Source organism: Aromatoleum evansii (assembly GCF_012910805.1).
GTDB classification, from domain to species: domain Bacteria; phylum Pseudomonadota; class Gammaproteobacteria; order Burkholderiales; family Rhodocyclaceae; genus Aromatoleum; species Aromatoleum evansii.
In genome coordinates, this window is sequence record NZ_WTVK01000002.1 from 110,670 (window position 1) to 124,657 (window position 13,988).

Annotated in this window: 14 protein-coding genes; all 14 read right to left on the bottom strand. The window is 65.9% G+C overall.

The genetic code is table 11. The features are described 5' to 3' along the window. Nucleotides 1-16: 16 nt before the first annotated feature. Nucleotides 17-928: a benzoyl-CoA reductase, bzd-type, subunit Q gene (bzdQ, locus tag GO615_RS01605; RefSeq protein ID WP_169125292.1), complete on the bottom strand. Its 912-nt coding sequence runs from the start codon at nt 926-928 to the stop codon at nt 17-19. A gap of 31 nt (nt 929-959) precedes the next feature. Continuing rightward, nucleotides 960-1,763, bottom strand: coding sequence for an acyl-CoA dehydratase activase (locus tag GO615_RS01610; RefSeq protein WP_169125293.1), 804 nt, complete (start codon nt 1,761-1,763; stop codon nt 960-962). 151 nt (nt 1,764-1,914) lie between these two features. After that, nucleotides 1,915-3,225: a benzoyl-CoA reductase, bzd-type, subunit O gene (bzdO, locus tag GO615_RS01615; RefSeq protein ID WP_169125294.1), complete on the bottom strand. Its 1,311-nt coding sequence runs from the start codon at nt 3,223-3,225 to the stop codon at nt 1,915-1,917. A 165-nt stretch (nt 3,226-3,390) separates the two neighbouring features. Beyond that, nucleotides 3,391-4,530 (bottom strand): benzoyl-CoA reductase, bzd-type, subunit N, encoded by a 1,140-nt coding sequence (gene bzdN / locus GO615_RS01620; RefSeq protein ID WP_169125295.1) that lies wholly within the window; start codon nt 4,528-4,530, stop codon nt 3,391-3,393. Nucleotides 4,531-5,057: 527 nt separating this feature from the next. Then, the gene (locus GO615_RS01625) at nt 5,058-5,231 is read right to left on the bottom strand and encodes a rubredoxin (protein WP_169125296.1); all 174 of its coding nucleotides are present in this window, start codon (nt 5,229-5,231) and stop codon (nt 5,058-5,060) included. A 165-nt stretch (nt 5,232-5,396) separates the two neighbouring features. Next, a complete protein-coding gene (locus tag GO615_RS01630) occupies nt 5,397-6,200 on the bottom strand; it encodes an enoyl-CoA hydratase/isomerase family protein (RefSeq protein ID WP_169125297.1) in 804 nt (267 codons plus the stop codon). Nucleotides 6,201-6,325: 125 nt separating this feature from the next. Then, nucleotides 6,326-6,748 carry a benzoyl-CoA thioesterase gene (locus GO615_RS01635; RefSeq protein WP_169125298.1) on the bottom strand — a complete coding sequence of 141 codons (423 nt, stop codon included), beginning with the start codon at nt 6,746-6,748 and terminating at the stop codon, nt 6,326-6,328. A 6-nt stretch (nt 6,749-6,754) separates the two neighbouring features. Further along, entirely contained in the window at nt 6,755-7,525 is a 771-nt protein-coding gene (locus GO615_RS01640) for an alpha/beta fold hydrolase (RefSeq protein WP_169125299.1), read from the bottom strand. Continuing rightward, nucleotides 7,526-8,230 (bottom strand): ABC transporter ATP-binding protein, encoded by a 705-nt coding sequence (locus GO615_RS01645; RefSeq protein ID WP_169125352.1) that lies wholly within the window; start codon nt 8,228-8,230, stop codon nt 7,526-7,528. Nucleotides 8,231-8,309: 79 nt separating this feature from the next. Beyond that, nucleotides 8,310-9,068: an ABC transporter ATP-binding protein gene (locus tag GO615_RS01650; protein ID WP_169125300.1), complete on the bottom strand. Its 759-nt coding sequence runs from the start codon at nt 9,066-9,068 to the stop codon at nt 8,310-8,312. Continuing rightward, entirely contained in the window at nt 9,061-10,029 is a 969-nt protein-coding gene (locus GO615_RS01655; protein ID WP_169125301.1) for a branched-chain amino acid ABC transporter permease, read from the bottom strand. Before GO615_RS01655 ends, GO615_RS01650 begins: the two co-directional genes overlap by 8 nt. Nucleotides 10,030-10,045: 16 nt before the next feature. Next, on the bottom strand, nt 10,046-10,912 hold the full coding sequence (locus tag GO615_RS01660) for a branched-chain amino acid ABC transporter permease (protein WP_169125302.1): 867 nt from the start codon (nt 10,910-10,912) through the stop codon (nt 10,046-10,048). 76 nt (nt 10,913-10,988) lie between these two features. Continuing rightward, a complete protein-coding gene (locus tag GO615_RS01665) occupies nt 10,989-12,140 on the bottom strand; it encodes an ABC transporter substrate-binding protein (RefSeq protein ID WP_246262106.1) in 1,152 nt (383 codons plus the stop codon). A 172-nt stretch (nt 12,141-12,312) separates the two neighbouring features. Further along, entirely contained in the window at nt 12,313-13,902 is a 1,590-nt protein-coding gene (locus GO615_RS01670) for a benzoate-CoA ligase family protein (protein ID WP_169125304.1), read from the bottom strand. Nucleotides 13,903-13,988 lie beyond the last annotated feature (86 nt).

A 13,988-nucleotide genomic window follows, 5' to 3' on the forward strand; every position in this document is an offset into this window, starting at 1 on the left:
GCGCGTCGCCGCGAGCTCAGGCCTTGCCGGCCTGCTTCTGCATCAGCGTGTAGCCGAACAGCGCCGCGCCCAGCGCACCGGCGATCTGGCTGTCGATCCTGGTATCGACGGCCTTGATGCCCAGCAGCTTCTCGATGCGCTTCACCACGCCCGGGTTCTTGGCGATGCCGCCGGTGATGAAGAACCCCTCCTCCACGCCGATCCGCTCGAGCAGGCTCACCACGCGCTCTGCCATCGCCTGGCAGTAGGCGGCGATCACCTTGTTCTTGGTGTAGCCGGCCTTGAGCAGCGCCAGCGCCTCGGACTTCGCGAACACGACGCAGATCGACGACACCGCTTCCGGCTCCTCATCGACTTCGAAGGAGCGCGGGCCCAGTTCGGCAATGGGGATCTGCATCAGGTCGGAGATGACTTCCATGCCGCGGCCGGTACCGGCTGCGCACTTGTCGTTCATCAGGAAGTTCGTGACCTTGCCCTTATCGTCGCAGTGGATGGCCTTGCAGTCCTGGCCGCCCATGTCGAGGATGGTGCGCACCTTGTTGCCGCCCATGTAGTTCGCGCCGCGGGCATGGCACGCGATCTCGGTGATCGCCTTGTGGGCGAAGGGCACGTTCACACGGCCGTAGCCGGTACCGACGACATAGTTGATGTCCTCGAGCTGCATCCCGATCTTGTCCATGATGCCCTGCAGGGCGTTCTTGGCCGAGTCCGGCGAGTTGTTGCCGGTGCGCATGCTGTTGTAGCCGTACAGCTCGCCGTCACACACCAGCACCGCCTGCGAGGACACCGAGCCGACGTCGATGCCGCAGGTGATGATCTTGGCGTCCTGCCAGTTCCTGGTCTCGTCGTACCAGGTGTTTTCCTGCCAGCGCCAGAATTCCTTCTTCTCCGGGGTGGCCAGGCTCACCTTGTCGATTCCTGCATTCATTTCATGTCTCCTCGATTCATGTCCGGTCGGTTCAGTGCAGGCGCTCGGCCGCGATCAGCGCGCAGCCCAGCGCGCTGGCGAATTCGGGCAGCTCGGGCAGCAGCACCTCGTCGACCTCCATCGCGTTCTTGAGCGAAGCGACGAAGCCGGGGTTGTGGCCCATGCCGCCGATCAGCACGACGTTGCCCTCGATGCCGACGCGACGCACCATCGCGCACACGCGGCTGGCGACTGCATCGAGCACCGCCTTGGCGATGTCTTCCTTGGGCGTCGAGGAGTGGATCAGCGACACCACCTCGGACTCCGCGAACACCGTGCATTGCGCGTTCATCGGGATGCTCTTGTCGGAGCGCAGGCTCGCCTCGCCGAACTCCTTGAGCGAGAGCTGCAGCGCGCGGCTCATCGCCTCGGCGAAGGAGCCGGCGCCGGCGGCGCACTTCTCGTTGCCGGCGAAGTCGATCGCCTTGCCGTCCGAGTCGGTCTTGATGCCGCGACCTTCCTCGGCGCCGACGTCCACCACGGTGCGCGCCTGCGGGTACATGTACACCGCGCCGCGCGCCCCGGCGGTCATCTCGGTGACGCCTTCGGTGGCGAAGGCGACCTGGTTGCGGCCGGCACCGGTGGCGAACACCGATTTCACGTCGCCGCGCGCCACACCCGCCGCCTGCAGCGCGGCGTCGTAGGCCTGCTCGGCCGCCTGGTCCGCGTCGAGGTCGCCCGGCAGCATCAGGTGCGCCTTCTTCACGACCAGCTGCGGCTTGCCTTCCATGTCGAGCTCCTCGAGCAGCACGACCTTGACGCTGCGCGAACCCATGTCGATTCCTGCGGTGATCATGTTTCTGTCCTCATCTTGTTGGCACTGCTTGTGCGTGTTGTACGGGCGCGCCGGTGCGGGTGAACTCCCTCCCCTTCAAGGGGAGGAACAAGGTGCCCCGCCTGACTCATGACTTCGATTGCCGCGCCGCTCTCTGCTGGTTTTGGGGGGATCAGGCCGCCAGCTTGCGCAAGCCCAGCTGCTCCATGAAGGCATCCACACGCGCCTGCGTGCGCACCTCGTCGAACTCGCGCTCGTCGCCCATGTTGCCCTCGTAGGTCATGATCGGAATGCCGGCCTTGGCCATCGCCTGGCGGTTTTCCATGATGCCGACCGAGAGGCCTTCGCAGCCGCGGTTGAGGTGCATCATGCAGCCGTCGACACCCCAGTCGCGCGCGATGTCGAGCATCATCCGGGACTTCACCGAGGGGTCGAAGAACTGCTGCCACAGCGGCTTCGAGAGGTTCCAGTCGGCATACAGGCGCAGCGCCGTGTCGCGGTCCTTCATCTCGATGCCCTTCTCCCACGGCACGGTGCGCGCGCCCCAGGAGCCGTCGTCCTTGTACTCCCACGTGCCTTCGAGGCCGAAGGTGTAGAGCGAGCCGATCGACACCGCGCCGTAGCTCTCGAGATAGCGGAAGATCTTGAGGAAGGGCCACGGCGGCTGCGTGTCGGACATCAGACGGCAGCGCTCGTTGGCCACCGCGGCGATGCCGCGCGCGACGCGGTCCTTCACCTCGTCGTACAGCTCGTCCATGAAGTCCGCGCACCACTGCGAGGATTTGTGCAGGATGCACAGCACATACAGCGAGTACATCGTCTTCTCGTCGAGCGGCGCGGGCCGCGCCTTCTGCAGCTCGCAGATCTGCGCCCAGCGGCTGGTCGAGCGCATCTCGTTCCTGATCGCGCGGATCAGCAGCTCGTCGTCGCACTTGCGCCCGGTCGCCTTCTCGACGAACTCGATCGAATCGTGCAGCTGGCTCGTGACGTAGTCGAGGCGCTCGGGCGTGAGGTCCTTGTACGCGCCGACCGACACGTCGACATATAAGTCGGGGATCTTCTTCACGTGCGCGACGTGCTGGTACCACTTCGCGTGCGAGCAGCAGATCTGCGTCTGGAAGATGAAGTCCGAGGTCGGCCACTTGCCGCCGTAGAAGTATTCATCCAGGTGCATGCTGCCCCAGTAGATGCGCATGTAGGAGCACATGTCGCGGGCGAAGCCGTAGGACTCGGCGGCGTCGAGGCAGCGCTGGGTGAACTTCTTGTCGAGCGACACGCCGGCCGAATACGGCTCGCCAGTCAGCGGATAGACGTCGTCGCCGAGCGAGGTCGGGATCGCGTCGAAGGACCAGCCCGCCGCGGACCAGCGGATGCCGCCGTTTTCCTTGGCGCGGGCGTAGTTGTGGTAGTACTGCTCGCGCAGCTGCTTGGCCTTGCCCCACAGCTTGAGCTGTTCGGTCGGGTAGATCGCCTTGGTGTCCATCTCATGTCTCCTGTCGGGCTCAGAGCTTGCGAATAAATCTGCTGCGCGGGTCGATTGCTGCGTTGCTCACTCGCTCACTCCTCGCCTATCCATCTGATATGTCTCGTCGTTCGCTCGCTCGCGCCTTGCACTCGACCCTGCTCGCGACGATTTCTTCACAAGCTCTCAGAACAGTTCTTCTTCGCTCAGCGTCTCGAGCATCGCCTCGATGCGGATACGGAACGGGCCGATCGGGTTGGTGATGTCGAATTCGAGGAACAGCGTCGGGATGCCGTTGGCCTCGAGGTGGCGCTTCAGGTCCGGGTAGTCGCCCTCGTGCGGATCGCAGAACTTCTGCTGCAGGAAGACAGCCGCCTGCACCTTGTATTCCTTGGCGAGATCCAGCACGTGCTGGAAACGCGTGTGCGACGGGTAATCCTTGGTCGGGCAGGCCGGGCGGTCGCAGTAGCGCTCGGCGATCGCCTTGACGACGTCGTCGTCGTTCTTCGACGCGTTCCAGAAGTAGCGCGTGCCGGAGCACTGGTCGTCGATGACGATGGTGGCGCCGACCGACTCGACCATCGCCATGAAGGCCACGTCGTCGTTCTCCGAACCGATGGTCATGAAGCGCGCGCCCGTCGGCCGCGTCACCTCACGCTTGGGCAGCGCGGCGAGCACCTTACGCAGCATCTCGTTGTGTTCGCGCTTGTCGATGAACTGCGCGGTGATCGACGCGTACAGCGCCTCGACGCCGGTGACCCTGGGCTCGTCGGCCTTGCGGTAGTCGAACAGCTGGCGCAGCAGGCGGCGGTTCTCGTCCATCACCGCGAGCGCCTCGCGCAGCATGTCGTCGGTGATCGTCTTGCCGGTGAGCGTCTGCAGGAACACGCGGAACGCCTGCACTTCGGCGCGGTGCGCCTTGCGCGAATGCGGCGACTGCACGTCGTTGGGCATCGCGACGTAGTAGTCCCACTTCACGGTGGGCACGTTCTGGCGCCAGGAGCTGTAGGCCTGGCGGTACTGGATGCAGGACTGGGTCAGGGTCACGCCTTCGGCGTAGTCGAAGCGGCCCAGCAGGCCCTGCGCCAGCGAGTCGCGGCAGAACGGGCAGAACATGCCGAAGATGTGCGGCTCGGTCACGTTCTGCGGCTCGTGCGCGCCGAGCACGCGCACCGGCAGCATGCCGGCCGCGATCAGCAGCTCTTCCGGCGTGTAGGTGCACATCGTTGCGACTACCTGGCCGCCAGTGCGCGCCTTCCACGCGCGGGCGTAGTCATGGCGCTTCTCGTACCACTCCTTGAACTGGTCAAACAATCCGTCGTTCATGAATCCGTCTCCTTGTAATTGCCCCGCGCGCTCCGGGCCATCCGGGCCATCCGCCCTGTCGGGGAGCCTTTCCGGCCAAATCCTTCCAATCCCCATCCGGTCCTGCCTTCGCTCCAGTCTGTTTGATGTCCATCAACTGACTGAATGTTCGTTCACTCTACATCCGGATTTTCACGAAATCAAGAGATGAATGAACAATTATTCATTCGCATGCAGCGAAGTGCAGTTCAGGAGGCCCGCGAGGGGTTAGCGGGAACGATTGCCGGGGGAAGAACCGTGCGTGACGGACGCGGCCCTGTGGGAGCGGCTTCAGCCGCGAATGGGCGCCGATTCGCGGCTAAAGCCGCTCCTACAGGTGCGTGACGCGTCGAGGGAGGACGGTTTACAGGAGTTCGGGGCTAGGCATCGCTGCCCTGCCCCGCAGGGGATCAGGTGTCGAAGCGCCCGTCCATCCCGGCGCGGTGATAAGCACCGCGACAAGGCGTGCGACCACGCACGCCTTCAGGCAGGACGCTGATTACGTTGCCTCAGCCTTCCTGCTCGGGTGCCGGGTTGAAGTGTTCCTTGCCGTTGCCGCAGTCGGGACAGACCCAGCCCTCGGGCACGTCTTCCCACTTGGTGCCGGGCGCGATGCCGTCGTCGGGCAGGCCGTCGGCCTCGTTGTAGGGGAAGTAGCAGGCGCTGCACTGGTAGATGGTCATGATGGTGGTCCTCTCTCTGTCTTTCGTCGGGGGTGGGGTGTTGCCAGGCGCTCTGCGGCGCCGTTGGGGTTTCGTAGGGCGGGAGTCATCCCGCCAAGGGGGTCGGGTCGGCACCGCCGCGTGGCGGGATGCGCCTTCGGCTCCTCCCGCCCTACGGGTTTCATGTCATATCGGGGAACCGGCCGGGAAATTCGGCGTCCTGCGCTCGCGCACCGCGGCCAGGCCTTCGCGTACTTCCGGGCCGGTGAAGCCGAGCATCTCCAGCGCCACCGAGTTGTCGAAGATCGGGCCGGCCTGGCGCAGCCAGTTGTTGAGGCTGTGCTTGGTCCAGCGCAAGGCGGTCTGGGGGCCGGCGGCGAGTTTTCTGGCGATGTCGAAGGCGGTGTCGCGCAGTTGCTCGGCCTCGACCGCCATCGACACGAGGCCGATGCGCTCGGCTTCCTCGCCGCTCACCTCGTTCGACAGCAGCAGATGCAGCTTGGCCTTGGCCATGCCGCACAGCAGCGGCCAGATGATCGCGGCGTGGTCGCCGGCCGCGACGCCCAGGCGGGTGTGGCCGTCGATGAGGCGCGCGTTCTTCGCGGCGATCGAGATGTCCGCCAGCAACGCCACCGCCAGCCCGCCGCCGACCGCCGGGCCGTTGATCGCGGAAACGATCACCTTGGAGCAGTTGATCATGTTGTAGACGATGTCGCGCGCTTCCTTCCACACGCGGGCGCGATGCTCGAACTCGTCGACCATCGCGGCGACCAGATCCAGTGTGCCGCCGGCCGAGAAGCCCTTGTCCTGGCCGCGCACGACGATCACGGACACGGCGGGATCGCGGTCGAGGTCGCGCCAGATGTCGGCGAGCTCGCCGTGGCCGGTCGCGTCCGCGGCGGGTAGTTTGCCCGGTTCACCCAGGATCACCTCGGCGATGCCGTGAGCGTGGAGTTCGACCTTCAGGTTGGTGTAGCGGCTGTAGTCCATCGTGTTTCCTTCGTTGCGACGGGTTCGGTGACCATCACTGTGGAGCGGCTTCAGCCGCGAATGGGCCGATGCGGCATCTCCGTGCGCCGATTCGCGGCTGAAGCCGCTCCCACAAGCGCGTCACGTCAGTCCTTCGGCGGTTCCAGATAGCGCCCGAAGCGCTCGCGCCATTCGTCGTCGATCAAGGTCGCGCGCGGGGCGCCGCCGAGGTCGGCCCACACGACCGTCTGCTTCGCGCGGAAGCGCACCTGCTCGCCCATCGACGCGGTCGTGACGATGTCCATCGAGCTGCCGCCGATGCGCGCGACGTAGAGCGTGAAGGTGAGCTCATCGCCGTGCATGCTCGGTGCGAAAAAGTCGACTTCGAGGTGGCGCATCGGCACGCCGCGGCGGATCTCCGCGTGCAGCTTGTAGAAGTCCACGCCGATGCCGCGGTCGAACCAGTCCTCGACCACCTCATTGCACAGCACCAGGCACTGCGGGTAGAAGACGATGCCGGCCGGGTCGCAGTGGTGGAAACGGATGGATTTCTTGCATTCGAAGATCATGGCGGTTCAGTCCAGGATGCGGTTCACGAATTCGCCGACGGCCTCGATCACGGCCGCGGGCTGGTCCTTGTGCGGGGAGTGGCGGCAGTCGGCGAGCTTGACGAGATCCACGTCGCGCGCCTGCGCGGCGATGCGATCGATCTGGTCCATGGTGCCATACTCGTCGTCCTCGCCCTGGATCGCGAGCACCGGGCAGGCGACGCGCGGCACGTACTCCTCGATGTTCCACGCGCGAAAATCCGGGTGCAGCCAAATGTCGTTCCAGCCCCGGAAGGCGGCCTCGACGTCGGCGTGGTACTTGCCCAGGCGCGCCGGCAGGTCGGTGCTCTGCCACGCGACTTTGGCCTGCGCGATGCTGGTCACCGAGATGTCCTCGACCAGCACGTGCGGTGCCATCAGGACCACGCCCGAGAGCGGGGTGCCGGTACCACCCGCACAGATCAGCGCGATGGAGCCGCCGTCGGAGTGGCCAAGGAGGATGGGCCGGTCGAGCTGCAGCGCATCGAGCAGGGCCGGCAGCACAGTGAGGCCTTCGTCGTGCATGTAGCGCGTCGTGCGCGGCAGCTCCGCCGCATCGGAACGGCCGTAGCCCGCGCGCGAATAGACGATGGCCTCGCAGCCGGTCGCATCCGCGACCTTCTGCGGGAAGTCGCGCCACATCGACACCGAGCCCAGCCCTTCGTGCAGGAACACGATCGCGGGCGCACCGTCGCGCGGGTGCGCGGAAGGCAGCCGGACGTATTCGAGATGCTTGCCGCAGACCAGCACTTGCTTCATTCAGACCCCCAGGTGTTTCTTGATGAGCTCGGGATTATTGCGCACCTCCGTGCTCGGACCATCGAACACGACCTGGCCTTTCACGAGGATCATCGAGCGGTCGGTAAGCGCGGTCACCGCGGAGTGGTTCTTGTCCACGATCACGGTGGCGATGCCGCTGTCGCGGATCTCGCGGATCACGCGCCAGATCTCGCGCACGATCAGCGGCGCGAGACCTTCGGTGGCCTCGTCGAGGATCAGGAGATCCGGGTTCGTCATCAGCGCGCGGCCGATCGTGAGCATCTGCTGCTCGCCGCCGGAAAGATTGCCGCCGCCGTTCTCGATGCGCTCGGCAAGGCGCGGGAAGGTCGCCATGACGCGGTCGAAGGTCCAGTCGCGCTGGCCGTCGACGCCGGCGCGCGCGGCCATGATCAGGTTCTCCCGGACCGTCAGGTTGGGGAAGATGCCGCGGCCTTCGGGCACATAGGCGATGCCGAGCTTCGCGATCCTGTGCGTCGGCCCGCCCGTCATGCGCTGGCCGCGCACCAGCACGCCGCCCGCCTTGGGCGTCAGGAAACCCATCATGGTGCGGATCAGCGTCGTCTTGCCCATGCCGTTGCGGCCCATCAGCCCGAGCGCCTCGCCCTTGCGGATGTGGAAATTCACGCCGTGCAGGATGTGGCTGGAGCCGTAGTAGGTGTGCAGGCCGATCGCCTCCAGCAGCATCTCGCGCTCGTCGGGCACCGCCTGCCCGGCAGGATTGGCGGCAGGGTCGGCCGCTGCGTTCACTCTGATCATGGACATGTCATTCATGCTCCGCCTCGTGTCCCAGATAGGCCGCCTGCACGTCGGGGCTGTTGCGGATCTGCTCCGGCGAGCCCGATTCCAGCACCTGGCCATTGACCATCACGGTGATGCGGTCGGCGACCGCGAACACCGCGTCCATGTCGTGCTCGACGAGGAGGATCGCACGCGTCGCCTTCAGGCGGTTGAGCAGCGTGACCATCTGCGCCGACTCCTCCGAGCCCATGCCGGCGAGCGGCTCGTCGAGCAGCAGCACCTCGGCGTCGGTCGCGAGCACCATCGCGATCTCCAGCTGGCGCTGCTCGCCGTGCGACATCGTGCCGGCGACGCGGTCCTCGCGGCCCGACAGGCCGGCCTCGGCGATCGCCGCACGTGCCCGTTCGACCGCTTCGGGCATGCGCAGTGCGTTGGTCAGCAGGCTCCACGGACGCGGCTTGCGCGACTGCGCGGCCAGCCGGCAGTTCTCCAGCACCGTGAACTTGGGGAAGATGTTGGTGCGCTGGTAGCTGCGACCGATGCCGATCTTCGAGCGCTGGTAGGACGTGAGCGCGGTGATGTCCTCGCCCTTGTAGCGGATCGTGCCTTCGGACGGCGGCAGGTCGCCCGACAGCATGTTGATGCAGGTCGATTTCCCCGCGCCGTTGGGGCCGAGCAGCGCATGCAGCACGCCACGCTCGAGCTGGATATTGACATCGCGGTTCGCGAGCAGCCCGCCGAAGCGGCGGGTCATGCCCTCGGCGGCAAGCAGGACTTCACTCATTGGTCTTTCCCCCATTGATGCGCGCCATGATGCGGGCGGGTGTCGCGGCCATGCCGCCCGGCATGAAGAGCACCGCCGCGACGATGGTGAGGCCCATCAGCAGCTGCCAGTGCTTGGTCATGCCGGTGAAGATTTCCTGCAGCCCGACCAGTGCGGCAGCCCCGGCGATCGCGCCGGCGAGGTTGCCCATGCCGCCCAGGATCACCATCAGCAGCACGTCACCCGACTTGTGCCACGACAGATACTCGGGCGTGACGAAGCCGAACAGCACTGCGTACAGGAAGCCCGCGAAGCCGGCGAGGCCGCCCGCCAGCGTGAAGGCCGCGAGCTTGTAGCGGAAGGTCGCGTAGCCGAGCGAGAGCATGCGGTGCTCGTTGCTGCGGATGCCGACCAGCACGCGGCCGAAGGGCGAGCGCAGCACGAGCTTCAGCAGACCATACACGGCGAGCATCGCGGCGACGACGAAGTAGTACAGGTGATGCGGCTCGTTGAGGTCGAACGGCACCCAGCCCGCGATCGTCGCATCCGGCTTGAAGTTGAGGTAGATGCCGTCCGAGCCGCCGCCCAGCGGCGTGTCGTGGAACACGTAGTAGGCCATCTGCGCGAAGGCGAGCGTCACCATGATGAAGTAGATGCCCTTGGTGCGCAGCACGAACAGCCCGATGACGAAGGCCGCCGCGGCCGCCGCGAGGATGGACGCCGGCAGCGCCAGCCACAGGTTCGCCGGGTCGTACTTCGGCGTCATCAGCGCGACTGCATAGGCGGCGATGCCGAAGTAGGCGGCGTGGCCGAAGCTCACGAGGCCGGTGAAGCCGACCAGCAGGTCCAGGCTCATCGCGAAGATCGCGAGGATCAGCACCTTGGCGACCATCTCGGCGTAGAAGTCCGAGCCGAAGGCCGGGAAGGCCAGCACGCCGGCCATCACCGCGAGCTTGAAGATTGTGGAGGTACGGGAATTCATGGTCTTGTCCTTCCTCTCAAGCCTTCTTGAAGATGCCTTCGGGGCGCCACAGCAGCACCACGGCCATCACGAGATAGACCATCAGGCCCGCGAGATCGGGCAGCAGCACCTTGCCGAAGGTGTCCGCGAAGCCGATCACGAGCGCCGCGACGAGCGCGCCCCACACCGAGCCGACGCCGCCGATCACGACGATCACGAAGGAGATGATCAGCACGCTGCTGCCCATGCCCGGATAGACGGAGGAGATCGGCGCGGCGAGCATGCCGGCCAGCGCCGCGAGCGCGACACCGAGGGCAAACACGGTGCGGTACAGCAGGTTGATGTCGATGCCGAGCGCCTTGACCATGTCGCGGTCGTGGCTGCCGGCGCGGATCATCATGCCGAGGCGCGTCTTCTGGATCAGCCAGTACAGCCCGCCCGCGAGCGCGAGGCACACGACCGAGATCACCAGCCGATACAGCGGGTAGCTGAGGTTATCCGAGAGCGGGATCGATGCCGAGAACAGCTCGGGGATCGTCACGCCATGCACGTCGTCGCCGACGGCGAGGCTGCGCAGCTCCTCGAAGATCAGGATCAGGCCGTAGGTCAGCAGCACCTGTTCGAGGTGGTCGCGCTTGTACAGGTGCGAGAACAGCGCCCATTCGAGGATCGCGCCGAACACGAAGGCCAGCGGCAACCCCAGCGCGATCGCCAGCATCAGGTTGCCGGTCAGGCTCGTGAGCGCGAACGCGAGGTAGGCGCCGACCATGTAGAAGCTGCCGTGCGCGAGGTTGATGATGCCCATGATGCCGAACACCAGCGTCAGCCCGCTGGCCACGAGGAACAGCAGCAGGCCGTACTGCAGCGAGTTCAGCACCTGGATCAGGAAGGATACGAAATCCATGAGTCTTCCCCTCCGGACGCTTGTTGAGGGCGCCCGGATATGTTGGAATGGAGCCTACGGAAGGAGCTGCTAAGACTTACATGCGGCAGCCGCGCGCGGGATCCGCCAGCGCCTTCTCGGCCACGCCGACGAGCTTGTTGTCGCGCCCCTCGACCTTGCGCAGGTAGATGTCCTGCACCGGGTTGTGCGCCTTGGACAGCGTGAAGGCGCCGCGCGGGCTGTCGATCTTCGCCGTTTCCATCGCCTTGATCACCGCGTCCTTGTCGAACTTGCCGCCCTTCAGCGAATCGAGGCCGGTCTTCAGCATCTGCGCGGCGTCGTAGCCCTGCACCGCATACACGTCGGGCTGGATCTTGTAGTTCATCGCGTAGGCCTTGCGGAAGGCCTGGTCCTTCGGGTTGGTCAGGTTGTCGGCGTAGTGCAGAGTCGTCAGCAGGCCTTCTCCCGAGCCGCCCATCGCGTCGATCGTGCCGTCGGTGAGGAAGCCCGAGCCGTACAGCGGGATGGACTTCTTCAGGCCCGCCGCGTCGTAGTCCTTGACGAACTTGACCGCACCGCCGCCGGCGAAGAACACGAACACCGCGTCGGGCTTCAGCGAGGCGATCTCGGTCAGGAAGGGCTGGAACTCGACGTTCGGGAAGGGGAGATACAGTTCCTTCGCGACCTTGCCGCCAGCCTTCTCGAAGGCTTCCTTGAAACCCGCGACCGACTGCTCGCCGAAGGAGTACTTCCACGTCACCGTGACGACGTTCTTGTGACCGCGCTCGGCGACGATCTTGCCCATCGCGTAGGCCGGCTGCCATGCGGAGAAGGAGCTGCGGAACACGTTGGGCGCGCACAGCGGGCCGGTCAGTTCGTCCGCGCCCGCGTTGGGGATGATCAGCAGCGTCTTGGTGTCGCGCGCGACCTTGGCCATCGCCAGCGCGACGCCCGAATGCACGGTGCCGACCAGCACGTCGACGTTGTCGCGCTTCACGAGCTTGGACGCGTTCTCGGTCGCCTTGGACGGATCGGACTCGTCATCGACGACGGAATATTCGACCTCGTAGCCGCCGAGCTTGCCGCCCTGCTCCTGCACGTACTGCTTGAAGCCGTTGGTGATCGCGGTGCCCAGCGCGGCGTAGGTGCCGGTGTAGGGCAGCATCAGGCCGACCTTGATCTTCTCGGCGGCCTGCGCGGCGCCCAGCGGTACGAGTGCGCCGGCAATCACGCCGAGCATGGCCTGCATCAGGGTACGGCGGTTCATTCGTGCATTTTTCATGGTGTCTCCTCCACGGGGGATGGGTGGGGCTTTGCCCTTGTAATTCCTCGGTCATGTAGGGCGGGAGGAGCGAAGCGCATCCCGCCATTCCGACGCTTGGGGTGGCGGGATGCGCCTTCGGCTTCTCCCGCCCTATGTCCTACTTTCCAGCCATTGCACGCAGCTTGAAGCACTGGATCTTGCCCGTCGCCGTCTTCGGCAGCTCATCGACGAACTCCATCCAGCGCGGATACTTGTACGGCGCGAGGTGCGCCTTCACGTGCGCCTTGATCTCGGCCGCGAGCTGCTCCGAACGCTGAAAACCGGGCTTGAGCACGATGAAGGCCTTGGGCTTGATCAGGCGCTCCTCGTCCTCGTGACCGACGACCGCCGCCTCGAGGATCGCCGGATGCTGGATCAGGCAGGATTCGACCTCGATCGGCGACACGTAGATACCGCTCACCTTGAGCATGTCGTCGTTGCGCCCGGCATACACGTAGTAGCCCTCGGCATTGCGCGAGTACTTGTCGCCGCTGCGGGTCCACGGCCCCTGGAAGGTCGCGCGCGTCTTTTCGCGATTGTTCCAGTACATCACCGCACTGGTCGGCCCGGAGATCTGCAGCTCGCCCGGCTCGTCCGCGCCTTCGACGACATTGCCCTCGTCGTCGACCAGGCGCACCTGGTAGCCAGGCACCGGCTTGCCGGTGGTGCCGTAATGCACGTCGCCGGGGCGGTTCGACAGGAAGATGTGCAGCATTTCGGTCGAGCCGATGCCGTCGAGGATCTCGACGCCGAAGCGCTCGGTCCAGCGCCGACCGATGTCTTCCGGCAACGCCTCGCCGGCCGAGGTGCACATGCGGATCGCGAGCTCCTCGCGCGTCGGACAGTCGGCATCCGCCAGCATCGACGCGTACAGGGTCGGCACGCCGTAGAAGATCGTCGGCTGCTGCTCGCGCAGGCGCTTGAAGGCGGCGGCGGGCGTGGGGCGCTCGGCCATCAGCACGGCAGTCGCGCCGACCGATAGCGGGAAGGTCAGGCCGTTGCCGAGGCCGTAGGCGAAGAAGAGCTTGGCCGCGGAATACACGACGTCGCTTTCCTTGATGCCGAGGATGGGCTTCGCGTACAGCTCGGCCGTGTGGATCAGGCTGGACTGGATATGCACGGTGCCCTTGGGCGCGCCGGTCGAACCGGAAGAGTAGAGCCAGAAACAGGGGTCGTCGCAGGTCGTCGCGACCGCCTCGAACTTGTCGGAGGCGTTCGCCATCAGGGCGGCGACCGAGTCCGGCCCCTCGCCGCCGGCGACGACGATGCGCTCGAGCGACTCGACCTTGCCCAGCAGCGGCGCAAAGGTGTCGTACAGCGGCGCCGACACGACGGCGATGCGCGCGCGGCTGTCGCTGAGCATGTATTCGTAGTCGGACTGCGTGAGCAGCGTGTTCACCGCGATCGGCACGACGCCGGCCTTGATCGCGCCGAGGAACACGGTCGGGAAGTCGATGGTGTCGTGCACGCACATCAGGATGCGCTGCTCGCGGGTGATGCCGAGCGCACCGAGGGCGTTGGCGAAGCGGTTCACGCGCGCCGCGAGTTCATCGTAGCTGTAGCGGCCGTTGTCGTCGATGTAGGCGATCTTGCTACCGCGGCCGGCGTCGAGGTTGCGGCCGATAAGGTCGTCCGCGGCGTTGTACTGGCGCGGCAGGGTGATCGTGGGCGGACTCGTGCTGTGGTCCGCTGCGCTGAGCGTGGTCATTCCTTACTCTCCTCCGTTCTTCCGGCCGGGGGCCGGGGGTATTCCTGGCCGGTCTTGGTGCCGGCGTTGTTCATTCGGTGGCCGTC

Coding starts and splice junctions, on each gene's coding strand:
- GO615_RS01640 (WP_169125299.1), bottom strand. CDS start 7,525: ATGAAGCAAGTGCTGGTCTGCGGCAAGCATCTCGAATACGTCCGGCTG.
- GO615_RS01665 (WP_246262106.1), bottom strand. CDS start 12,140: ATGCAGGCCATGCTCGGCGTGATTGCCGGCGCACTCGTACCGCTGGGC.
- bzdQ (WP_169125292.1), bottom strand. CDS start 928: ATGAATGCAGGAATCGACAAGGTGAGCCTGGCCACCCCGGAGAAGAAG.
- GO615_RS01625 (WP_169125296.1), bottom strand. CDS start 5,231: ATGACCATCTACCAGTGCAGCGCCTGCTACTTCCCCTACAACGAGGCC.
- bzdO (WP_169125294.1), bottom strand. CDS start 3,225: ATGGACACCAAGGCGATCTACCCGACCGAACAGCTCAAGCTGTGGGGC.
- GO615_RS01655 (WP_169125301.1), bottom strand. CDS start 10,029: ATGAATTCCCGTACCTCCACAATCTTCAAGCTCGCGGTGATGGCCGGC.
- bzdN (WP_169125295.1), bottom strand. CDS start 4,530: ATGAACGACGGATTGTTTGACCAGTTCAAGGAGTGGTACGAGAAGCGC.
- GO615_RS01670 (WP_169125304.1), bottom strand. CDS start 13,902: ATGACCACGCTCAGCGCAGCGGACCACAGCACGAGTCCGCCCACGATC.
- GO615_RS01645 (WP_169125352.1), bottom strand. CDS start 8,230: ATGCTGCTGGAGGCGATCGGCCTGCACACCTACTACGGCTCCAGCCAC.
- GO615_RS01660 (WP_169125302.1), bottom strand. CDS start 10,912: ATGGATTTCGTATCCTTCCTGATCCAGGTGCTGAACTCGCTGCAGTAC.
- GO615_RS01610 (WP_169125293.1), bottom strand. CDS start 1,763: ATGATCACCGCAGGAATCGACATGGGTTCGCGCAGCGTCAAGGTCGTG.
- GO615_RS01650 (WP_169125300.1), bottom strand. CDS start 9,068: ATGAGTGAAGTCCTGCTTGCCGCCGAGGGCATGACCCGCCGCTTCGGC.
- GO615_RS01635 (WP_169125298.1), bottom strand. CDS start 6,748: ATGATCTTCGAATGCAAGAAATCCATCCGTTTCCACCACTGCGACCCG.
- GO615_RS01630 (WP_169125297.1), bottom strand. CDS start 6,200: ATGGACTACAGCCGCTACACCAACCTGAAGGTCGAACTCCACGCTCAC.